The following is a 22,710-nucleotide window of genomic DNA, read 5'->3' as shown; positions in this document are numbered from 1 at the left end:
ATTATATACATTCGCAGCATCAAAATTTAACTATGCAAAAATTACCTGCTGATCCAACTTCCCTTGTCTTAGGGATTATTGCAATTGTAGTATCTATTACTGGATGTTGCTGTTCTCCATTATTTATTTTGCCGATGGCTCTTAGTATTATTGGTCTTGTCATGGCTAATAAAAGTTTAAAGGAGTTTCATCAAAATCCGGATGCATATAGCCCGGCCAGTAAAAGTAATGTGAATATTGCCAGAGTTTTGAATATAGTGGGCTTAGTTATTAGTTTTCTGTTGTTGGCATATCTAATTGTTCGACTTATTTGGTTTGGTTCTATATTGAATGATTCTTCAATATGGGATGAAATCCAAAAAAACCGAGATAATTATGAAAACTATGAATATGATGAGAATGATTGGGAATATGAAGAAGATCAAGACTCCATCCAACAACAAAGCGATACTTTGGTTATCGATAAGATCGAATTAGAAGAAACTGAGATTCCTGAAAACTAAAAAAGAGTTAGTATCTTTATAAAGAATACTGTGTTAAATAATAGAATAGATATCACTTCACATTTACGGGCTATGTGGTAAGTATTTTCGACTTACGACGAGCATATCTATGTATTTATTTAGTAACACCAAATTCTTTTAAAAATGACAACAGATAATTCTTCTTTACAGTTAGAAAAAATAGTACCACAAGCCGATGACTTTTTGCCATTGTTAGGCACCGATTATGTCGAGCTATATGTAGGTAATGCAAAACAAGCTGCACATTATTATCAATCCGCCTGGGGTTTTCAACCGTTGGCTTATGCAGGGCTTGAAACTGGGCTTGATGATCGGGTATCTTATGTTTTAGTGCAAGATAAAATTCGGCTAGTACTAACTTCTCCACTTAAAAAAGGTGGTGATATCAATAGGCATATTGAGGCACACGGAGATGGTGTAAAGGTTGTAGCACTTTGGGTAGATGATGCTACTAAAAGTTATAAGGAAACGACAAGCCGTGGTGCTGAGTCCTATATGGAACCTAAAACCGTAAAAGATAGCAATGGTGAGGTTGTATTATCAGGAATTCATACCTATGGTGAGACTGTGCATATTTTTGTTGAGCGCAAAAATTATAATGGGGTTTTCCTGCCAGGTTACCAAGCTTGGAATCCTGAATACAAACCCGAAAGTGTAGGGCTTAAATTTATTGACCATATGGTTGGTAATGTCGGTTGGAATGAGATGAACAAGTGGTGTGAATTTTACGCCAAAGTAATGGGCTTTGCACAACTTATCTCATTTGATGATGAAGACATTTCAACGGAATATACTGCGCTAATGAGTAAGGTAATGAGTAATGGGAACGGACGTATAAAATTCCCTATTAACGAACCTGCTGATGGCCGTAAACGATCACAAATTGAGGAATATATTGATTTTTACAACGGTGCTGGTGTGCAACATATAGCGCTGGCAACCGACAATATTATAGAAACAGTAACGGCATTAAAAGAGCGTGGGGTAGAGTTTTTATATGTTCCAGAAAGTTATTATGATACCGTTTTAGATCGTGTAGGTAAGATCGATGAAGATCTTGCACCTTTAAAAGAGCTAGGTATTTTAATTGATCGTGATGATGAAGGTTACTTACTTCAGTTGTTTACTAAGCCAGTTTTAGATAGACCGACTATGTTTTTTGAAATTATCCAGCGAAAAGGAGCACAATCCTTTGGAAAAGGTAACTTTAAAGCGCTGTTTGAAGCGATTGAGCGAGAGCAAGAAATGCGTGGAACGCTATAAAAGCATCATTTTTTTATCAATTTCTTAAAGAAATCAAAATAACATTATCAACTAGGCTAATGTTGTGTTAAAATCAATTTACTATGCTTGCATAATAAATTTGTCGGCGTATATTTGCACTATCAATCAGGGGTGGTTCCCTGATTAGACTTTAAAGTTTTTCATAATTTAAAGTTTTGGTTGGTTAATAGAATGAAAATCCCTGGTAGCGATGCCGGGGATTTTTATTTCCGTTAGTTTTAAAGTCCTTCAAGCTGTACTGGATTTCTTTGTTGAAAAAAATAAGATACTGGAGCCTTGTCACCAAGTATTTTGAAACCTAATGGTGTAGGTGGTCTTGTTTTTTGGTACGATAGTTGTTTTTTACACAATGCAAACACATTATTAACAATAAATTAGTAATGCATTTGTTATTTTTATATCGAACACACAATGATGAAACACCTACTTGCCCTTTTATTCGTTTCTGTAACCTTTTTTGGTAGCGCCCAAGAAAAGCAAAATTGCTTTAAAGAAGGTGAATGGTTTAAATTTCGTATTCATTACGGATTGCTAAATGCTGGCTATGCCACAATGGAGCTCAAAAAAGAAACACTCAATGATAAACCCGTTTACCACGTTATTGGCAAAGGAAGAACTACGGGGTTTTCTAGATTATTTTTTAAGGTAGAAGATAATTATGAAAGCTACTTTGATAAAGATGCACTAATTCCATATAAGTTTATACGTCAAATAGATGAGGGTGGTCACACAAAAGACAAAGTAATCTTTTTTGACCATGAAGCCGAAGAAGCGTTGGTCCATAATAAAAAGCATAATACTAAAGGTAAGTTCGATATTAAGTCTGGCGTACAAGACATGATATCGGCATTCTACTATTTGCGAGCAAACTATGACATTGATAAAATAAAAGTAGGCGATGAGCTTGCTCTCAACATGTTTTTTGACGAAGAGACCTTTCCTTTTAAATTAAAGTATTTGGGTAAGGAGACAATAAGAACCAAGTTTGGTAAGGTAAATGCATTAAAATTTAGGCCTATCGTTCAAGCGGGGCGTGTTTTTAAAGAAAAAGAAAGTGTTACCCTTTGGGTGAGTAATGATGATAATAAGGTGCCTCTTCGTATCAAGGCAAGTCTTGCTGTAGGTTCCCTAAAAGCCGATCTTGATGGATTTAAGGGGTTGAAACATTCTTTTAAGGTTGTGGTCAAATAACGGTAAAGGATGAAGTGTTTGGAGATACAAACGCTAGATCCAAAAAATTGTTTTTAAATCATTGTTAATTAAAACATACTTCACCCCCAAAATTTAGTTGCATAATTAGTAGTTTTGCTATTAAAGCATCACTTTAATGCCGATTAAGCCGGATATTGAGAATAAAATTGACAAACTAGAGCAGAAGTTTAAAAACTCTGGTCAGGATATGGGTGCTTATCTCGATGGTTTGTTGTACGAACGTTATTTAACCTATTGGGATTATATTCATTTAGACACCCTATTAAGCCTTCAAATTCCTCGTACTTATTTTCCTGATGAAGAAATTTTCATCATGTATCATCAAATTACCGAGTTATATTTTAAGCTGATTATTCATGAGGAAAAACAGCTGATTGATGATAAGCTTCAAAATGCTGAATTTTTTATACAACGCATAACAAGAATCAATAATTACTACAAAGCGCTTATTTCATCATTCGAAATAATGATCAATGGTATGGATCGCGAGCAATTTTTGCGCTATCGAATGTCATTGTTACCCGCAAGTGGTTTTCAAAGTGCTCAGTATCGTATGATTGAGTTTTATGCAACAGGCATGGAAAACCTTGTGCATCATACTGTTAGAGATCAATTTAATGAAACTTCTTCTCAGGATGAGCTTTACGAAAACATCTACTGGAAAAAGGGAGCTACAGACTCCGAAACCGGTGAAAAAACGCTTACACTAAAACAGTTTGAATACCGTTATACACCTAGGTTCATGCGTATAACTAGTGAGGTAAAAAATAATACTATTTATCACAAATATTTACAACTACCTGACAACGAACGATCCAACCAATATTTGATTAATGCCCTAAAAAAACTCGATATAGATGCAAATGTAAATTGGCCTTTAATGCACATGGGGTCGGCTTACCGCTATTTAAAAAGAGAAAAATCTGCTGTACAAGCGACGGGAGGAACAAACTGGAAAGAATATTTGCCACCTAGCTTTCAAAAAATAATTTTCTTTCCTTCGTTATGGTCTCATGAAGAAAGAGAAGAGTGGGGTAAAGAATGGGTTACCCATAGGTTTAATACAGAAAAGGAACAAAGAGTTTGAAAAAATTATGGGCTTTAGGCGCTGCAGCTATTTTAGTTGTAGTGGCATGTAAAAATGACAAAAAGGATGAGGATGTGCCAAGTTTAGAAACGGATTTGGTTGTTCAAGAATTGAAAGCAGAACCGATTCAGATTATTGAGTTTGGGTATAATTTGAATGAATACGAGGTCTTGAATGATACGGTTACTAATGGTGATAGCTTTGGCTGGATAATGGAAAAAAACAATGTATCTAGGCAAAAAGTATATAACATCGTACAATCGGTTAAAGACTGTGTAGATCTTAGAAAGATAAGAACTGGAAAGCCATATACCATTCTTGCCAGTAAGGATTCCCTAAAAACACCACAAGCATTTATATATCAGGCCAACAATATAGATTATTGGGTAGTCGATTTTAAAGATTCTATTCATGGTTATAAATCTCAAAAACCGGTAACCATAAAAGAAAAAACTGCTTCAGGAGTTATTGAAAGTAGTTTGTCAGAGGCTATTACTGAGGCGGGATTACCGTATAATCTAGTGAATGAATTGTCAACCGTCTATGCATGGACGGTTGATTTTTGGCGGCTTCAAAAAGGGGATAAATTTAAAGTGGTTTACGACGAAAAATTTATAAATGACACACTTAATGTTGGGATTGATAAAATAAAGTCGGCGTACTTTGAGCATAATGGAACACCTATTTACGCATTCGAATTTATTAATGATAGTATTGTTGGCGGGGTTGATTATTTTGATGCTGAAGGAAAAACTTTAAGAAAAGCATTTTTGAAAGCCCCTGTAAAATTCAGTTATGTGTCATCAAAGTATAATTTAAGAAGAAGAATTGCCTATTATGGAAATCGCATTCGCCCCCATCGCGGGACTGATTATGCTGCAAGATTGGGTTCCCCAATTATGGCGACTGCTAACGGAACGGTAACAAAAGCTTCTTATACTCGCGGGAATGGAAATTATGTAAAAATTAGACATAATGGGACCTACAGCACGCAGTATTTGCATATGAAAAAGCGCAATGTCAAAAAAGGGCAATTTGTAAAGCAAGGCGATATCATCGGATGGGTCGGTATGACTGGAAATACCTCAGGACCACATGTTTGCTATCGTTTTTGGAAAAATGGACGTGAAGTTGACCCTTATAAACAAGATTTACCAGATGCGGAGCCTATGAAAGAGGAAATTAAGCCAACATTCTTTAAATTTGTAGCCCCTTTAAAAGAACAGCTGGATAGTATTCCTTTTCCTGTAAAAGAAATTCCGGTAGATACAACTCAAATAACTGACCTAACTAATACTAAAAATGGCCTTACAATCGATCAACCCAACGACTACCAAAGCTTGGAAAAAACTTCAAAAACAATACGATAAACTAAAAGACATACATGCCGCTAGTTTGTTCGAGGCTGACAAGGGTCGAGCAGCTGATTTTACCATTAGGTGGAATGAATTTTTAGTTGATTACTCAAAAAACATAGTCGATAAGGACACACTGGATACACTGGTAGAACTTGCCAATGAAGTGGATTTAAAAAATGCGATCTCTAAGTACTTTGAAGGCGATATTATAAACGAGACCGAAGGTCGTGCAGTACTGCATACTGCTCTTCGTAACGATATCTCAAATCCCGTTTTAGTTAATCGAGATGATGTGATGCCTGAGGTATATCAGGTAAAAAGTAAGATCCAAAACTTTACAGAAGAGATATTAGATGGTACTCGTAGAGGGTTTTCAGGCAAAAATTTTACCGATGTCGTTAATATAGGTATTGGAGGGTCTGATCTTGGACCACAAATGGTTGTTGATGCTTTAAAATTTTATAAAACAGATTTAAATATCCATTTTGTAAGTAATGTTGATGGTGATCACGTACAAGAAGTAATTAAGAATCTTGATCCGACAACCACACTCTTTGTTATTGTATCAAAAAGTTTTAGTACTCAAGAAACACTTAGTAATGCCCAGACCATAAGAAAATGGTTTATCAAATTAGCAGATGAGGAAGCAATAGGTAAACATTTTGTTGCCGTTTCAACAAACCTGGAAAAGGTTCAAGAATTCGGCATTTTACCTAAAAATATCTTCCCTATGAATGATTGGGTTGGTGGGCGTTTTTCATTATGGAGTGCAGTCGGGTTGTCTATTAGTCTCGCTGTTGGTTATAACAATTTTGACGAAATGCTATATGGCGCAAGTTCGATGGACTCTCATTTTAAAGAAGCTCCTTTTAATGAGAATATTCCAGTTACCCTTGCATTGCTAAGCATATGGTATAATAATTTTTTCGGTGCGGAGAGTGAAGCGATTATTCCGTATACTCAATACCTACATCGTTTTGCGGCCTATTTGCAGCAAGGTATCATGGAGAGTAACGGTAAAAGTGTTGATAGAGCTGGAAATCGAGTCGACTATCAAACTGGAACCTTGATATGGGGAGAGCCAGGAACGAACTCACAACATGCATTTTTTCAACTAATTCACCAAGGAACAAAATTGATTCCAGCTGACTTTATTGGCTTCGTAAAATCGTTGCACGAGGATAAAGATCACCATGATAAATTAATGGCGAACTTTTTTGCTCAAACCGAGGCTTTATTGAGTGGAAAATCACTCCAAATTGTTAATAACGAACTAAAGAAATCAGGTTTATCAACTGAAGAAATAGAAAAATTAGCGCCGTTTAAAGTATTCGAAGGGAACAAACCAACCAATACTATTTTGATCGAGCAGCTCACGCCAAAAACATTAGGTGCCCTCATAGCAATGTACGAACATAAGATATTTGTGCAAGGCGTAATATGGAATATTTATAGTTATGACCAGTGGGGAGTAGAGTTAGGCAAACAATTAGCCAATAAAATTTTAAAAGATTTGAGCACCGAAAATATTGCGAATCATGATGCTTCTACCATTAATTTGATTAATTATTATAAGGAAAATTCCGATAGCCGATAATTTTTCTTAATAAAACTGTTAAAAACCCGCCTTTCAATTGTTAAGAAAGACGGGTTTTTCACTTCTTTTTGTTAATATATTTAACGTTTAAGTAACAAACTAAGGCTTAAAAAACATAATTTTGCCGTGCGTAATTAAACTAATTTACTCAATGAAAACAATTAAGAGTTTATTTGCTATCGCGGCCATTTTTTTAATGACCACTGTAGCGTACTCGCAAGGGGTTACAACCTCTGCGATTAACGGTCAGGTAACTGACAACTTAGGCGAGCCCTTGCCGGGTGCCAATGTAGTTGCAATACACAACCCATCAGGGACGAAGTATGGAGCGACTACAGATTTTGACGGGTTTTACCGAATCTCTGGTATGAGAACTGGTGGACCATACACTATTACTATTAGTTATGTAGGTTTTGAAGATTCCGTTGAAAACAACGTATTTCTTCAATTAGGACAAACACAACGTTTCAGTAAGAAAATGGCAGAATCTGCCACTGCCCTTGAAGAGGTTGTTGTAACAGGTGTAGCTGCTGGGAGCGTTTTTAATCAAAACAAAACTGGTACAGAAACTAACATTTCACAACGTGAGATTCAAACGATTCCTTCTGCTTCTAGATCTATTGCAGATTTCGTTCGTGTAACTCCGCAAGCTCAGGTGACTGAAGGGAATGATGGATTTTCAATTTCACTTGGTGGTCAAAACAACCGTTATAACGCTATTTATATTGATGGTGCTGTAAATAATGATGTTTTCGGTCTTGCAGGTTCAGGTACTAACGGTGGTCAAACTGGAGTGAATCCTTTTTCGGTTGATGCAATCGAATCTTTTCAGGTAGCAATTGCTCCTTTTGATGTTCGTGTTTCTGGTTTTGCCGGTGGTGCAATTAGTGCCGTAACGAGATCAGGTACCAATGAAGTTAAAGGTAGTGCATACTATTTTGTAAGAAATGAAAGTTTAGCAGGTAAAACTCCTCCTTCTTTAGTTGGTAATGGCGAATCTGCAGAAAAACTTGATGAATTTACTGCTCAAACATATGGTGTACGAGTTGGAGGTCCTATTGTTAAGGATAAATTGTTTTATTTTATTAACTACGAAAGACAGGATGATGAAACTCCACAACCGTTTAATGTTTCTAACTATGTTGGAGATACAGATGCTGCAGGAATTGAATCACTTCGTCAGTTTTTGATTAATACTTATGGTTACGATCCAGGAGGATTCCAAAATAATACAAGAACTCTAGTAAGTGATAAATTAACAGCTAAGTTAGACTGGAATGTTAATGACAATCATAAGATTAGTCTTAAACACAGTTTAGTAAAAGGTGATAACCTTGAAGCTAGAAATTCATCGAATTTTAGAGTTGGATTTATTAATGGTTCTGAACTGTTCAATACAACCACTAATTCTACTTCATTCGAATGGAATGGTACATTTGGAAACAAATTCTCTAACAACTTAGTAATTGGTTATACAGCAGTACGAGATGATAGAGACCCTGCAGGTAGCCCATTCCCTACTGTTGATATTCGTGACGGATCTGGTACTATCTCGTTTGGTGCTGAGCCTTTCTCAACAGCCAACTTGTTAGATCAGGATATTTTTACGTTTACAAACAACTTCTCTATATACCAAGGAAGACATACTATTACATTAGGTACACACAATGAGTATTCTAAAGTAAAAAACTTGTTCTTCGCATTTAACTTTGGAGATTACACATATAACAGTGTTTCAGACTTTATCGCAAATCAAAATCTTGACTTTTACCAAAGAGGATACTCTCTAGTAGGTGGAGGTGGAATAGGTGATGAGTCATCAGGTTCTGCTGATTTTGATTTATTCCAGCTAGGTTTCTATGCTCAGGACGAAGTTCAGATGACTGAAAACTTCAAAATGACATTTGGTGTTCGTTTTGATACACCATTCTGGAATGACGGACCTGTAAATGATGATTTTAACAATCGTACTATTCCATTATTGGAAGCTGCAGGTAAAGATCTTCAAGGTGCGAAAGTTGGACAAGGAGTTTCTAACTACATGCACATTTCACCACGTGTTGGTTTTAACTGGGATGTTAAAGGAAAACGAAGCACACAAATTCGTGGTGGTTTAGGTATTTTTACTTCAAGACTACCATTAGTATGGCCGGGTGGTACATATAACAACAATGGTGTTACAGGTGGATTCACAACAAACTTCGACCTACCAGGTGAGGTAACTTTCAATCCAGATGTAAATAACCAGCCAGTTGATGTTACACCAGGCTCTGGTGGAACAGGGGGTAATGTTGATTTATTTGCTAGAAACTTTAAGTTGCCGCAAGTATTCAAGGTTAACCTAGCAATTGATCAAAAATTACCTATCTGGGGCTTAGTTGCTTCCGTTGAAGGTGTATTCAATGACAATGTGAATGCTATTTTTTACGAAAACTTAAATGTTGGAGCCCCTGTTGGAACTTTGAATGGTGCGGATAACCGTCCGTTCTACAACCGTCGTGACGAGGTAGATGATACTTATGGTAGAATTATGCTTGCTTCTAATACTAGTGCAGGATATTCTTACAATACTACTTTCACGTTAAGAAAACCATTTGAAAATGGATTCGCTGGGAGTGTATCATATACCTATGGTGATGCGATGGGTATTTTTGATGGTACTTCGTCTCAAAACAGTTCTCAGTGGAGAAATATTCAAACTGTAAACGGTAAAAACTCGAATCTTCCTGTTACAAGATCTGATTTCGCACAGGGTAGCAGATTCATAGCGAATCTTTCTTATGCTAAGCAATGGAATGATAATCTAAAGACTACTATCGGTTTATTCTATGAAGGATCACAAGGCCTACCATTCTCATATACTTACAGAGAAGGAAGAGACTTGTTAAATGATGATTCTCGTGACAATGCGTTAATCTATGTTCCTGTTGATGCTAGCGAAATTACTTTAGTAGATGGAGCTAATGGCTTGACTTCTGCTCAGCAGTGGGAAGCTCTAGATAATTACATATCCGGAAATGAGTATTTAAATAGTAGAAGAGGAGATTACGCAGAGCGTAATGGTGATAGAGGTCCTTGGAGTCATATTGTTGACTTGAAGTTCTTACAAGATTTTTCACTTAACTTCAACGAGACTAAGCACACATTCCAATTATCTCTTGATATCTTCAACTTTACAAATCTTTTAAACGAAGATTGGGGTAAGAAGAAGTTCATCGCTCAAAATGTACAATTGTTACGTACTGAAAATGATGGTCCTGATCCAGAATTTAGTTTTGATCCAGGTCAGTTAGACAGAATCGAGCAGTTAGATGATTTAGGAATTCAGTCTTCAAGATGGCAAATGCAAGTAGGTTTACGTTATATCTTTAACTAAGCTGCTTCATAAACATAGTATAGAAACCCCGGCCAATTTGGTCGGGGTTTTTTGTTTTCTACCATTGGGAAGTTATCTTTACTTAAAATAACAAACTATACCACCATGTACGACATCATAAGAACGCTGCACTCCTATTGGGCATTTTTAGTTATACTAGCACTAGCAATTGCAGTAATCAATTCAATCATAAAGTTATCGACTAAGAAAGAGTTCGAAGCAAAAGACATACGCTTAGGATTGTTTGCTTTAATATTTTCTCATATACAATTACTCATCGGGCTTGTTTTATACTTCGTAACACCATATTTTTCTCAATTTGGTGAACAAGGTATGGGCGCGGTTATGAAAGACCCCACACTGCGTTTGTATTTGGTTGAGCACCCATTAATTAACATTTTAGCTATTGTGTTTATTACTATGGGGTGGAGTAAGCATAAAAAGAAAGTTGCTAGCGACTCAAAATTCAAGATGTTTGCCATTTTTTATACCATCGGATTAGTATTGTTGTTAAGTCGAATTCCTTGGAGTACTTGGTTGGGACAATTTAGCTAAATAGAGGTTTTCTAAATGAAAGCGAGTTACAGCTCCTTAATCAAGTAAACATACACTGGGAAATGATCACTAAACCCTCCAGCGTACACACCATTGCTGTAGGCTCTGAGTGGATAGCCCTTATATTTCCCTTCTTTGGCAACCAAATAATCCGGATTATAAATACCAGCCTTCCAATAGCGAAAGCCCTTATTTGTGATGTCCAACAATTGTGGACTCACTAAAAATTGATCAAATAGATTCCAGTTATCCCGATAAGCCAAAGTACCAAGGCCTTTTTTAAACATTCTCATCATGGGGTTGTACAATCCTATGGAATCAGTTGGTTTGATCTTTTCATTTGCCCTCAAAACCTTGTTAATGCTCTTGTTATTTGGGTCATCATTAAAATCACCCATGATTAGTATTTTTGGTTTTGTGGTGATGTTAGAAATTGAATCGATTAATCGCTTGGTTAAATATGCCGCCGCTTCACGTTTATAACCACTTCTAGCGGTTCCGCCTCTTCGAGATGGCCAATGATTTACAATAAAACTGACTTCATCACCTTCTAAAATACCCGTTACGACCAATTGATCTCGAGTGTACTGCCTTAAGTTTGTTTGGCTATCGACGATATGTAGTTCATGTTTATTAAAGGAAAGTATATTAAAAACGTTTCGCCTATAAATAAGTGCAACATCAATACCACGAGCATCTCTTGAGTTAAAGTGAACAATACCATAATCCCATTTCGAGAGGTTAGGATGCGCAATAAGATCTTCAATGACCTGTCTGTTTTCAATTTCTGCAAGACCTACAATAGCAGGAGCATTTTTTGAAATTTCAGCACCAATATTGCTAATGACTCCAGACAGCTTATCAATTTTATCTAGATAGTTTTTCTTTGTCCATCGATCCTTACCCTCTGGTGTGCGATCATCATCAAAGGTGTTAGGGTTATTAATAGTATCAAAGAGATTTTCAACATTGTAGAATGCGATGGTGTGGACTTTAAATTTTTTCTCTTTTAACTGAGCAGAACTAAAATATGGAAGAAAAAAACATACAAGTATGATTATTATAATATGATTCAATTTAATCCTCAAGCCCGTGCCTCTTTTTAATAACATCGATAGAAACATATTCTAAGCTGCCAGCTTCTACTCGGTCTAGCATATCATCCATCATCGTTTTATATGAGCCTGATAATTCTGAGGAATTCGTATTTCTTAAATTCATATTATATTAAATATAAGTTCAATTAACAATTTTTCTAAAGATATTGCAATTATTTTGCATTTTAACGATTAAATAAGCAATATATAGTATTTTTTCCATAAATATTATGCATGCATAGTATATTCACAGCTCCTGCCGCCACTTTTAATCTAATGTATTTTGAGGTTATTTGTACTCACATGCTGCTTGTGTGTCAGCTATTGCTGCTATTCACAGCCAGAAACGGTTATCGTAGGAACAGTTTTAAACGAACGAGATGTCAATCCAATTGTTGGAGTTGAAGTATCCGTTGGCACATCTCAAATTTTCGCTATTACTGACGAAAAAGGTGTATTTCGTATCGAAAAAACTGGTTTTGGCACCCATATCCTTAATTTTATCAAACGAGGATTCCTGACACAGCAACTCCAAATAAAAATTTCTGATATTGGTAAAATTGATATCGGTCAGATCTTATTACAACCCGACATTCAAACGGATCAAGAAGAGAATTTCATTAGTCTTAGCAACGCAGATTTTGCTGAAGACGATATTCTAGCCCAAAATACTCCGAGCTTGTTACAGGCAACCAAAGACATCTTTTTACGCACTGCAGCTTTTGAATTTAGCAGCTCATTTTTCAGGTTAAGAGGCCTTGATGCCTCCAATAATACCATTTTGATTAATGGCATTAAAATGAATAAGTTTCAAACGGGTAGGCCACAATGGAGTAATTGGGGTGGACTTAATGATGCAACTCGAAATCAAGAATTTGTAAATGGTTTGGGAGCTTCAAATGTTGATTTTGGGAGAGCCTTAGGTTCTACAAATATCAATATGCGCGCATCGCAAATGCGAAAAGGAACAAGTATTTCATACGCAGCGTCCAACCGTTCGTATCGCAATCGAGTGATGGCCAGCTATAATTCAGGAGAAAGCAAGTCGGGTTGGTCGTATTCATTAGCACTTTCAAGACGTTGGGCAGAACAAGCTTATGTTCAGGGTAGTTTGTATGATGCCAATTCGGTTTTTATTGGTGTTGAAAAGAAGTTGGGAGATGATCATTCTTTTAATATTACAGGAATCTACACGCCCAATCGTCGAGGTCGAACATCTCCTGTCACACAAGAGATATTCGATTTAAAGGGAAATCAATACAATGAATATTGGGGTTTTCAAGATGGTGAAATTCGAAATTCACGTGAACGAAAGGTAGAAGAACCAATAGTCATGCTCAATCATTTTTGGAATGTTTCTGATAAACTAAATATGAACACCAATGTTGCATACCAATTTGGAAATAGTACTTCAAGCCGATTAGATTATCGAAATGCCAATAATCCTAGTGCGACATATTACCGAAAATTACCAAGTTATACTTTAAGCAGGAATCCGATAAATTTTGAAGAAGCATTTACCAATGAGCAAGAATTTGTAGCAAATGGTCAAATAAATTGGCAATCGCTTTACGAACAAAACCTAGGCGATACTTCCGATTATGTCTTATATGATGACCGAACTGAAGACAAAACAATTGCCACAAATACCATTGTCAATTATCGACTAACAGATAAGTTGGCGCTTAATGCTAAAGCCAAATATCGTCAATTAAACTCCGCCAATTTCGCTCAGTTAACGGATTTGCTGGGAGGCGATGATTATATCAATACCAGTACGTTCGACAATTATCAATATGACTTACTAGATCCAGATAGACGAATTGCTGAAGGTGATATTTTTAGATACAACTATGCAATTAATGCGCAAGTGACAGAGGGTTTTGTCCAGCTTCAAGGCAAATCAAATATGTTAGACTATTTCGTTGCGTTTTCTGGAGCCACTACAACATATATAAGAGAAGGTTTTTTCGAAAGTGAACCTTATCAAGGGAGTTCTTTTGGAAAAGGAGAACAACTCAATTTCGTTTCATACGCAGGAAAGGCAGGAGCAACTTTCAAACTATCAGGCCGGCACCTTTTTCAGCTAAATGGGATGTATGAGCAACGCGCTCCTAATATTAGAAACAGTTATGTAAATCCTCGGGAAAGTCATGAAATCGTAGCGAATATTCCAGAGGAAAAGTTGTCAAGTGCAGATGCTAGCTACATTTTCAGATTTCCATTTTTAAAAGGAAGATTAACCGGTTTCTATAGTCAGATCGATAATGCAAACGAAGTCTCTTTTTACTTTACCGATGGTATTGGTGGTGATGCGGCAGCTTTTGTGCAAGAAGTCATTCAAGGGGTTGGTAAGACTCATTTTGGTGGCGAATTAGGTATCGAATCCCCAATTACATCCACTTTAAAATTAAAGGGAGTAATCTCATTTGGTCAATATACATATAGTAATAATCCCAATTTAATACTGAGTTCTGAAGATCTAGAGAATGGGTTTTTAGATATAGGTCAAACGAACCTTAAAGACTATAAACTTGCCAACGGTCCACAACGAGCTTACTCAGTCGGCTTCGAATATCGCGATCCAGAATATTGGTGGTTTAGTCCAACAGTAAACTTTTTCAGCAACGCATATGTAGATGTTGCTCCACTACCGCGAAGTAATAATTTCTTTTTAGATGGTGATGGTCTTCCGCTTAATAATATCGATAATGACTTAGCGAGAGATTTATTAAAACAAGAAGAGTTTGAACCTTATATGGTCGTCAATGCAGTCGGCGGTAAATCATGGAAGGTGAAAGACTATTATCTCGGGTTTTTTGCTAGCATCAACAATATTTTAAATGAGACCTATAAAACAGGCGGATTCGAACAAGGACGGAATTCAAATTACAATCAGCTAAAGGAAGATTTCGAAAGAGACCGTCCAGTTTTCGGAAATAAATACTGGTTCGGCCGAGGCACCAACTTTTTTGTTGGCTGTTATTTGAGGTTTTAACTAATTGTTGGTTCGAGTGATTTCTATGAAATAGAAATTGTATCGAGAACTCTAAATATGACTAATAAAACTAGTTGAAAAGAATATATAAATAACTCCATAAGAGTCCCCTCTCCCTTGAGGGAGAGGGTGTAAAGCCAGAAGGTTGTGAAATGATTAATCATCGAGAACCTTATGTGAGACAAATTAATCAAGTAAGAAATAAACTAAAATGAAAACCAAACTAACATACTTAATAATCAGCTTTCTTCTAGCCGCCTGCGTCAGCGACGACGAATTCGAAATTCCATCAGCATTGAATCAGGAATTTGAAGAGCCAGCTATAGAAGGAACAAAAACAACGTTCAAAGCAGTAAAAGAACGTTTCGATCAATCATTTGGAGCGGTGACATTTCGTGAAGATGAAACAATTTATATAGAGGGTTATGTCGTGTCGAGTGATGAGAAGGGTAACTTCTTTAAAGAACTGATCATCCAAAATAAGTTGGATGATTCATCGAGTAACGAGGATCCGAGATTAGGTTTTAGGGTAGATATCAATCAAAGTGGACTCTTTTCAACTTATGAAATAGGAAGAAAAGTATTCATCAAATTAGCTGGTTTATCTGTTTCAAAAGAAAATGGAGTGTTGGTAATTGGCAAACTGATAAACGGAGAATTAGATCGAGTTCCGCAGCAAGAATTAGAAAATAGTATAATCAGGAGCACTCAGGTTGGAACGATAATCCCCAAAGATATTAGTATAGCAGGTGTTAGCGAAAGTGATTTAAATACGTTGGTAACACTAAATAATGCACAGTTCGCAACTTCAGAAGTTGGAAAAACCTACGCGGGAGAAGGTGATGATCAATTTGATGGGGAACGACGTTTACAACAATGTGCTGATGCGAGTACTATGATAGTAAGTAGTAGTAAGTTTTCTGATTTTGTTTCTGAAGTGATTCCAAGTGGAAAAGGAACAATTACTGCGGTGCTTTCAAGAGATTTTAGTGATACCAAAAACGTTTTGCAAATACGAGATACCAGTGATCTTATATTTAATGAAAGCCGATGCGATATTAGCCAGAATTTGGAAACTACAATTTCTCTAAACGAAGTTGTCTCAAAATATAATGGATCAGTTATTGATTTTGGATTGGATAATCAAATAACGGAAGGCTATGTTATTTCAACTGATGAAGAAAAGAATTTTATAAACAGCATAGTTATCCAAGATAAAGCTGAGAATCCGACAGTTGGAATTCCCATTTTAGTTGAAGGAGAGTTGCTATATCAGCGTTTTCCTTTAGGAGGAAAAATAAAACTGAAACTCGATCAATTAGCACTGGGTAACACCAAACAAGGAATGTTGGCAATTGGGATATTAAGAAACGGATTTATTGATGAAATTCCGCTAGAACAAGCTGACCAATTTCTTTTTAGAACAGAGGAAGAAGTAACTTTAATACCAACTGAATTAACAACAATGGAATTGGCAATTCCTGGATCTTTGATTGCTATTAATAATTTAGAACTAGTAACGGAAGAACAAAATTCGGCCTATGCATTTTTTAGTGGGACTGATGATGGAGAAAGACGATTAATTCATTGTGATTCCTTCGAAACCATTTCATTAAGAAATTCCGGTGAGTCAACCTTTGCAAATTTGACTTTTCCATCAGGGAACGGTCAAATAAGAGCGGTTGTTTTAGAAGATGAAGAAGGAAGGTTTTTGAAAATTCGAGAAATAGAGGATGTGACTTTTTCAAATCCATATCAAAATTGCACGCCGACTAGTTCTTCAAATGCGATTATCTTTTCCGAGTTAGCTGATCCTAACAATAATGATGGCGCACGGTTTATCGAGTTGTATAATGCATCCGATGAAGCGGTAAATATTACAGGTTGGAAATTACGTCGCTATACCAATGAAAGTACAACAGTAAGTGTAGAAGAGGAACTGGAAGGGATTTTATTTCCAAACACTACTTTGGTAATTTCTCCTAACAAAGCTGTTTTCGAATCAGTCTACGGATTCAGTCCAGATCTCATACCATCAAATACCACCTTAGCCGACAGCAATGGCGACGATAATTATGAACTAGTTGATGCCGAAGAGAATATCATTGATGTATTTGGCGTAGTCGGTGAAGATGGAACTGGGACGAATCACGAATTCGAAGATGGTCGGGCATTTCGGAAACTCAGTGTTACTTTTGGAAATCCAAAATATGACTTTAGTGAATGGCAAATATGGAATGATACTGGAGCAGCTGGAACTGTATTGGAAGTTAGAGATGCGCCTGGAGGGTTTAGTCCGGGAGAACGAGAAGAATAAAGAAATTTTGTTCTTGACCGAATAAAATATATGTTTGACTAAACTAACCTAGAATAAATTTTTTAATAATGAGTCTAAAATTACTTCCTCAAATACTCATAATATTTTTCCTTTCCTACTCCGCATCGGCTCAAGTAAAAAAGGCTAAGCATCCCAGATGGGTCACTAAAATTGAAGTAAAAGACGAGAATGTTGTAGACAATTCTGGAGGTTTCAAATATCTATTAATCGATAATCAAGATAATATTGTTGAAAAGACCATTTATCGAAAATATGCATTTAAATTGCTTAATTCTGAAGGCATTCAAAATATGTCAACGATAAGTGTGGATTTTGATCCTAAATATCAAGCACTAGTCTTTCACGAAATCAGTGTTGTTCGAGGGAATAAAAGATATGATAGACTTGAAGACTCATTTATTAAAACCATTCAACGAGAAACTGGGATGGATCGATCTCTTTATGATGGATCGCTAACTGCAATTGTTGATCTTTCTGATATTAGAAAAGGAGATATTATTCAATATTCGTATACTATAAAAGGTTTCAATCCTATAAATAAAGGAAGTTACTTTAGCTCCTTTTATCAGAAATTCACCTTTCCTTGTAGTCGGGTATTTCAAAGGGTAATTGCACTAAATGAGGAACAGTTAAACTTTAAATATTTCTTAGGTGCTAAGGCACCTAAAAAATCAAGGGTTGGCAGTAACGTAGCTTATTCATGGGACTTTAGTGCAGATGACGTTCTTGTTTTTGATAATAATACACCTAGTTGGTATGATCCTCAAAAAAATGTTCAGGTCAGCACCTATAGTAATTGGAGTGAAGTTGTGAATTGGGCTCTACCGCTTTACAAGTATGACAAAAAGACAATTAGAAATTTAATACCCGATAATAATGATAGAGTATTAAAGGATCAGATCCTTGATGCCATACGTCTTGTGCAAGATGAGATTCGTTATTTAGGATTTGAGTCGGGCATTGGGGCGTATCGACCCAATGCTCCGCGAAAAGTATTTGATCAACGTTTTGGGGATTGCAAAGACAAATCCCTTTTATTAGTTTCTTTACTGAGAGAGATTGGCGTTGAATCACATCCTTTTTTGGTAAATACTTATCTAAAAAATGAGATCGAAAAGGTAATGCCTTCGCATACAGTTTTCGATCATTGTATTGTTAACTTTAGTTATGATGGGAAGGACTATTTTGTTGATCCAACGGTATCTAATCAGGGAGGTGATATTAATAATTTATTCTTACCGAATTACCAATTTGGACTATTGATTAAACAAGGTGAAAACAATCTAAAGAGGATTGAAACTAGTCCAATTACTTCAATAGAAATCCAAGAAGACATTTTTGTAAACGAAATAGGGAAAGAGGCTTTAATAAAGGTTAAAACAGAATATACGGGAAGTCGCGCCGACTTTATGCGATCGTATTTCGACAATAATTCAAGGGAAACGATTCAGCAACAATTTTTAAATTTCTATAGCTCGCTTTATCCTTCCGTACAAACAGAAAGAGATTTTGAGATAGATGATTCTGAAAGATCAGTATCGAATAGACTTGTTACAACCGAATTTTACAAGGTTGATGACTTTTGGCAAGATGCGGAGGATGAACAAAATATTTATGCAGAAATATATCCTTTGGAATTAGAGTCTATCATTCAGCATACAAAATCAGCAAAAAGAAAAATGCCTTATTGGGCAGGAGAGCCAACGAATTTTACAAAAACAAGTACTATAAGACTTCCTGAGACATGGAATGTGGAGCCAGTTTCGAATAAGATAGAGGGACTAGGGTTTAGTTATATGAGTGAAATGAATGGGTTTGGAAAGATAGTTACAGTCAAATACGACTATAAACTTGCCAAAGATGTAATAGAAGCGGACGAGGTAGAAGATTTTTTAAAAAAACATGATGAGATACAATCGGATTTATCTTCTTATATCACCTATAATGTGAAAGCTGCTAATGCGAAGGGGATTAGTTATATTCCAATCTTGACATCTTTAATAACGATTATTTTGTTTTCTATTTTTTGCTTTAAAATTTACAAAAAATATAATCCATCAAATGAGATAAGCATTTCGAATAAGAAAGGTATTGGCGGTTGGTTGATTCTTCCTGCAATTGGTATAACGATAACTCCTTTTGTGCTAATAGTCGGAGTGCTTACAGGGGGGTTTTTAGACGAATCCACTTGGGTGGCTTTAGGTTCTTATGATGCGGCAACAAGAATTGAAATAGGAGCATTGTATTTGTTTGAACTTGTTTATAATGTTGGTTCCATGATATTTGTGATTTTATTATGTATTCTTTTTTATTCTAAAAGAACAAGTCTTCCTAAGCTTATTATTATTTTTTATGTGCTAAATGTAGTTTTTCAAATAATTGATATTGTGCTAGCCGATCTAATACTGTCGGACGTACTTACAAACACTGATTATAAAAATTCTAGCAAGGGAATAATAAGAGGAATTATTGCTGCGGCAATTTGGATTCCGTATTTCTTTAAATCTGAACGTGTTAAAAACACATTTGTAAATACCTACCAAGATATTCATGGTGCTCGGTAGAAACTAACTTGATTTGAAAGATGAAATACTGTGATATGAATTCTTAACAAAAGGATAAGCAAGAATGAAAGTATTTCTCTATTGAATTTAGTAAAATACTAAAAAAGCCATGTTCGAAATATGAAAAAAGCCTTTCATTTAATACTTGTTCTTTTAGTCATTAGCTGCTCTCAAACCAAAAAACAAGCCTTCGATATCGTCCTAAAAAATGGGAATGTAATCGACCTAGAAACGGGAGCAATAACCAGACAAAACATTTTTATCAATGACGGTCGTATAGCAAAAATCATTTCGTCCGAGAGCGATTTTCAATATCAAACTGAGAATGAAATTAATGCAGAGAATAATTACATTCTACCTGGCTTTTGGGATAATCATGTACACTTTCGTGGAGGCGATTCACTCATTCAAGAAAACAAAAATCTATTGCCACTTTTCACTGCCAATGGTATTACCACAGTTCGTGATGCTGGAGGTGATTTGACAAGCTCAGTTCATTCATGGCAAAAAGAAATCGAAGCAGGAGAATTAGTAGGGCCTACCATCTTTACTTCTGGACCTAAAATAGATGGTCCAAACGCTACTTGGGCGGGTTCTTTAGTTGTAGAAAATGAAAATGATATCAGTACAGCTTTAGATTCATTACAAGCATTAAAAACAGACTTTGTAAAATTGTATGATAGTAGAATTAGTGGAGACCTTTATCTAAAAACTATTGAAGAAGCCAAGAAAAGAGGTTTGATCACCTCTGGTCATAAGCCATTTACGGTCACTTTAGATGAAACCATAAATGCAGGAATTTCCGGGATAGAACATTTGTATTATATCATGAAAGGCTGCTCTTCAGAAGAAACATCGGTAACTGAAAAACTAAAATCAAAAGAAATCGGATTTTGGCAAGCCATGCCGATACTTCAAAGTACTTATCAAGATAGCACTGCGCAAAATACCTTTCTAAGACTAAAAGAGAATGGTGTATATGTCATTCCAACATTACACATAGGTGAAACCTTGAGTTATTTGGATGAGGTAGATCATCAAAATGACGATTATTTAAAGTATATGGGAAAAGGTATCGTAAAAACCTATCAAGGCCGCATTAAACGTGCTTTAAACGCATCGGAAAAAGCAGCAAAGGATAGGAAAGAATTGGATATGTTTTTCGGTTCGCTAACTAAATCTTTAAGTGATGCAGAGGTAAAGTTATTAGCGGGATCGGACAGTGGCGCTTTCAATTCATATACCTATTCTGGAATTTCATTACATAATGAACTAGAAGCGATGGTTAAAACAGGAATGAGTCCGTTAAAAGTATTACAAACATCAGCATATAACGGGGCGACTTTTCTTAAAAAAGATACCGATTACGGCATTATAGCCAAAGGCAAGGTCGCTGATCTAGTTGTTTTAACGGCCAATCCGTTAGATGATATTAGAAATACCAAAAAAATAAGTCATGTTATTCAGGGAAATAGGACCTATAACAAACAACAATTAGATGCTTTGCTAAGGGCATTGCTTTCCAGCTAATTATTTTTGCTGTTTCCGTTCCGCTAACCATTGCACATAATCAATAACACGTTGAGTAATCATATTGTCACCATCATTTGTATCATTAATGGCTATGCTGCAATTGTACGCCGGAAAGTGTAAAAATAATGTGCCCCAAAATCCGGAATGCAAGAATACTTCTATACCGGAGTCTTTGCCTTTTATACTACCAAAACCTAAACGTTGGTTGGGGAGTTCTTTTCCATTCGCATCGTACTCTTTCTGTAATAACATGATTGGTAGTGTATCCTCTTTTTCGAAAATTTTACCATTAAAAAGCGCTTGAAGAAAAATGCTAAGATCTCTAGTGGTTGATGCCAAGCCCCCACCACCATATAAATCGATAGAGTTATCCCAGTTGGTTGTATCGAGTGTCCCCATATATCTTTTTACTGATGGGAGAAGGTTTTCTGGTCTAGGTTCTAATGATTCTAACCAAGTAGATGACATGCCCAGCTCTTCAAATTTTAAAAGGCTTCGAAGTCCTTCGGCCAGTCCAGTTTTGGTTAGGGTTTCTATGGTTTCACCTAAAAGAATATATCCCGTGTCACTGTAATGCTCTTCAACACCTGGCGCTGCATGAGGCTTGCCGTTATCCATTGCAAATTGCAATTGTTCTGTTCTAGTCCACCGTTTTGAGGAGTCTTGAGAGGCTGTTTCTATGTATTCTGGTCCCCCTTCCGCATAGTCATAAAGTCCACTGGAGTGGGTTAGACAATGACGTATTGTTATTTGGTCAGGATTGTAACCACCTTTCTTCATTATGGTAATATGCTGTTGCGAAATGTATTTTGAAATAGGATCTTTTAAGGAAAGTTGATTGTTTTCCTTTAAACGCATAATAGCCGCTGCGACAAAAACCTTGGTGAGGCTCGCGATGCGAAACGGTTGCTCAGCATTAAGAAGATTATCCTTTTTAAGGCTGTCAAATCCTGCTGCTCCCGTAAAATCGATATCTAGATCTGGAGAAATCACTGTTAGTGATAAACCTACAGAACTTTCTGCATCTACTCCTATTTCTTCTTGTAAAATGCGATTGAAGTTTACACTTGGATTAGCATCGTAGTTAACTGGTTTTTTGGTGCTGTTGCAACTCACGCAAATCACACACAAAACAATGCACAATAATCTGTATTTCATTAATTTTATTTTGATACAAATATGAGCTT

The 22,710-nt window shown here is 36.1% G+C and carries 15 protein-coding genes; 12 read left to right on the top strand and 3 right to left on the bottom strand.

Annotation, left to right across the window (positions count from 1 at the left end):
• Positions 1-32: 32 nt before the first annotated feature.
• From GWK10_RS08010 to GWK10_RS07975, 8 genes are all read left to right on the top strand, one after another.
• Positions 33-503 (top strand): CCC motif membrane protein, encoded by a 471-nt coding sequence (locus GWK10_RS08010; RefSeq protein WP_164031351.1) that lies wholly within the window; start codon positions 33-35, stop codon positions 501-503.
• Between the two features lie 144 nt (positions 504-647).
• Complete coding sequence (gene hppD, locus GWK10_RS08005; protein ID WP_164031350.1) at positions 648-1,787, top strand: 4-hydroxyphenylpyruvate dioxygenase; 1,140 nt, start codon at positions 648-650, stop codon at positions 1,785-1,787.
• A 432-nt stretch (positions 1,788-2,219) separates the two neighbouring features.
• On the top strand, positions 2,220-2,999 hold the full coding sequence (locus tag GWK10_RS08000) for a DUF3108 domain-containing protein (protein WP_164031348.1): 780 nt from the start codon (positions 2,220-2,222) through the stop codon (positions 2,997-2,999).
• Between the two features lie 136 nt (positions 3,000-3,135).
• Positions 3,136-4,107 carry a tryptophan 2,3-dioxygenase family protein gene (locus GWK10_RS07995; RefSeq protein ID WP_164031346.1) on the top strand — a complete coding sequence of 324 codons (972 nt, stop codon included), beginning with the start codon at positions 3,136-3,138 and terminating at the stop codon, positions 4,105-4,107.
• Positions 4,104-5,477 carry a peptidoglycan DD-metalloendopeptidase family protein gene (locus tag GWK10_RS07990; protein ID WP_164031344.1) on the top strand — a complete coding sequence of 458 codons (1,374 nt, stop codon included), beginning with the start codon at positions 4,104-4,106 and terminating at the stop codon, positions 5,475-5,477. Before GWK10_RS07995 ends, GWK10_RS07990 begins: the two co-directional genes overlap by 4 nt.
• Positions 5,410-7,062 carry a glucose-6-phosphate isomerase gene (pgi, locus tag GWK10_RS07985; RefSeq protein WP_164031341.1) on the top strand — a complete coding sequence of 551 codons (1,653 nt, stop codon included), beginning with the start codon at positions 5,410-5,412 and terminating at the stop codon, positions 7,060-7,062. The genes GWK10_RS07990 and pgi overlap by 68 nt, the downstream gene beginning before the upstream one ends.
• 151 nt (positions 7,063-7,213) lie before the next feature.
• Positions 7,214-10,438: a TonB-dependent receptor gene (locus tag GWK10_RS07980; RefSeq protein WP_164031339.1), complete on the top strand. Its 3,225-nt coding sequence runs from the start codon at positions 7,214-7,216 to the stop codon at positions 10,436-10,438.
• A gap of 105 nt (positions 10,439-10,543) precedes the next feature.
• A complete protein-coding gene (locus GWK10_RS07975) occupies positions 10,544-10,993 on the top strand; it encodes a hypothetical protein (RefSeq protein WP_164031337.1) in 450 nt (149 codons plus the stop codon).
• Between the two features lie 26 nt (positions 10,994-11,019).
• Here GWK10_RS07975 and GWK10_RS07970 read toward each other — a convergent pair whose 3' ends face one another.
• A complete protein-coding gene (locus GWK10_RS07970; protein ID WP_239540729.1) occupies positions 11,020-12,081 on the bottom strand; it encodes an endonuclease/exonuclease/phosphatase family protein in 1,062 nt (353 codons plus the stop codon).
• Positions 12,071-12,214 carry a hypothetical protein gene (locus GWK10_RS07965; protein ID WP_164031333.1) on the bottom strand — a complete coding sequence of 48 codons (144 nt, stop codon included), beginning with the start codon at positions 12,212-12,214 and terminating at the stop codon, positions 12,071-12,073. The genes GWK10_RS07970 and GWK10_RS07965 overlap by 11 nt, the downstream gene beginning before the upstream one ends.
• Positions 12,215-12,373: 159 nt before the next feature.
• On the opposite strand from GWK10_RS07965, the gene GWK10_RS07960 reads away from it, so the two are divergent.
• The 4 genes from GWK10_RS07960 to GWK10_RS07945 all read left to right on the top strand — a co-directional run bounded on the left by GWK10_RS07960 (position 12,374) and on the right by GWK10_RS07945 (position 21,520).
• Positions 12,374-15,088, top strand: a complete 2,715-nt coding sequence (locus GWK10_RS07960) for a TonB-dependent receptor (RefSeq protein WP_204263106.1) — start codon at positions 12,374-12,376, stop codon at positions 15,086-15,088.
• Positions 15,089-15,299: 211 nt separating this feature from the next.
• Complete coding sequence (locus tag GWK10_RS07955) at positions 15,300-17,405, top strand: DUF5689 domain-containing protein (RefSeq protein WP_164031331.1); 2,106 nt, start codon at positions 15,300-15,302, stop codon at positions 17,403-17,405.
• A 68-nt stretch (positions 17,406-17,473) separates the two neighbouring features.
• Entirely contained in the window at positions 17,474-19,990 is a 2,517-nt protein-coding gene (locus tag GWK10_RS07950) for a DUF2569 family protein (RefSeq protein ID WP_164031328.1), read from the top strand.
• A 120-nt stretch (positions 19,991-20,110) separates the two neighbouring features.
• On the top strand, positions 20,111-21,520 hold the full coding sequence (locus GWK10_RS07945) for an amidohydrolase family protein (RefSeq protein WP_164031326.1): 1,410 nt from the start codon (positions 20,111-20,113) through the stop codon (positions 21,518-21,520).
• Here GWK10_RS07945 and GWK10_RS07940 read toward each other — a convergent pair whose 3' ends face one another.
• Complete coding sequence (locus GWK10_RS07940) at positions 21,521-22,681, bottom strand: serine hydrolase domain-containing protein (protein ID WP_164031324.1); 1,161 nt, start codon at positions 22,679-22,681, stop codon at positions 21,521-21,523.
• Positions 22,682-22,710 lie beyond the last annotated feature (29 nt).

This window comes from Spongiivirga citrea (assembly GCF_010671565.1).
Classification (GTDB): Bacteria; Bacteroidota; Bacteroidia; order Flavobacteriales; family Flavobacteriaceae; genus Spongiivirga; species Spongiivirga citrea.
This window is presented reverse-complemented; position numbering and strand designations above follow the sequence as displayed.

What these genes read in the sequence shown, in the direction of transcription:
- GWK10_RS08010 (WP_164031351.1), top strand. Translation starts at nt 33, where the DNA reads ATGCAAAAATTACCTGCTGATCCAACTTCCCTTGTCTTAGGGATTATT.
- hppD (WP_164031350.1), top strand. Translation starts at nt 648, where the DNA reads ATGACAACAGATAATTCTTCTTTACAGTTAGAAAAAATAGTACCACAA.
- GWK10_RS08000 (WP_164031348.1), top strand. Translation starts at nt 2,220, where the DNA reads ATGATGAAACACCTACTTGCCCTTTTATTCGTTTCTGTAACCTTTTTT.
- GWK10_RS07995 (WP_164031346.1), top strand. Translation starts at nt 3,136, where the DNA reads ATGCCGATTAAGCCGGATATTGAGAATAAAATTGACAAACTAGAGCAG.
- pgi (WP_164031341.1), top strand. Translation starts at nt 5,410, where the DNA reads ATGGCCTTACAATCGATCAACCCAACGACTACCAAAGCTTGGAAAAAA.
- GWK10_RS07980 (WP_164031339.1), top strand. Translation starts at nt 7,214, where the DNA reads ATGAAAACAATTAAGAGTTTATTTGCTATCGCGGCCATTTTTTTAATG.
- GWK10_RS07975 (WP_164031337.1), top strand. Translation starts at nt 10,544, where the DNA reads ATGTACGACATCATAAGAACGCTGCACTCCTATTGGGCATTTTTAGTT.
- GWK10_RS07965 (WP_164031333.1), bottom strand. Translation starts at nt 12,214, where the DNA reads ATGAATTTAAGAAATACGAATTCCTCAGAATTATCAGGCTCATATAAA.
- GWK10_RS07955 (WP_164031331.1), top strand. Translation starts at nt 15,300, where the DNA reads ATGAAAACCAAACTAACATACTTAATAATCAGCTTTCTTCTAGCCGCC.
- GWK10_RS07950 (WP_164031328.1), top strand. Translation starts at nt 17,474, where the DNA reads ATGAGTCTAAAATTACTTCCTCAAATACTCATAATATTTTTCCTTTCC.
- GWK10_RS07945 (WP_164031326.1), top strand. Translation starts at nt 20,111, where the DNA reads ATGAAAAAAGCCTTTCATTTAATACTTGTTCTTTTAGTCATTAGCTGC.
- GWK10_RS07940 (WP_164031324.1), bottom strand. Translation starts at nt 22,681, where the DNA reads ATGAAATACAGATTATTGTGCATTGTTTTGTGTGTGATTTGCGTGAGT.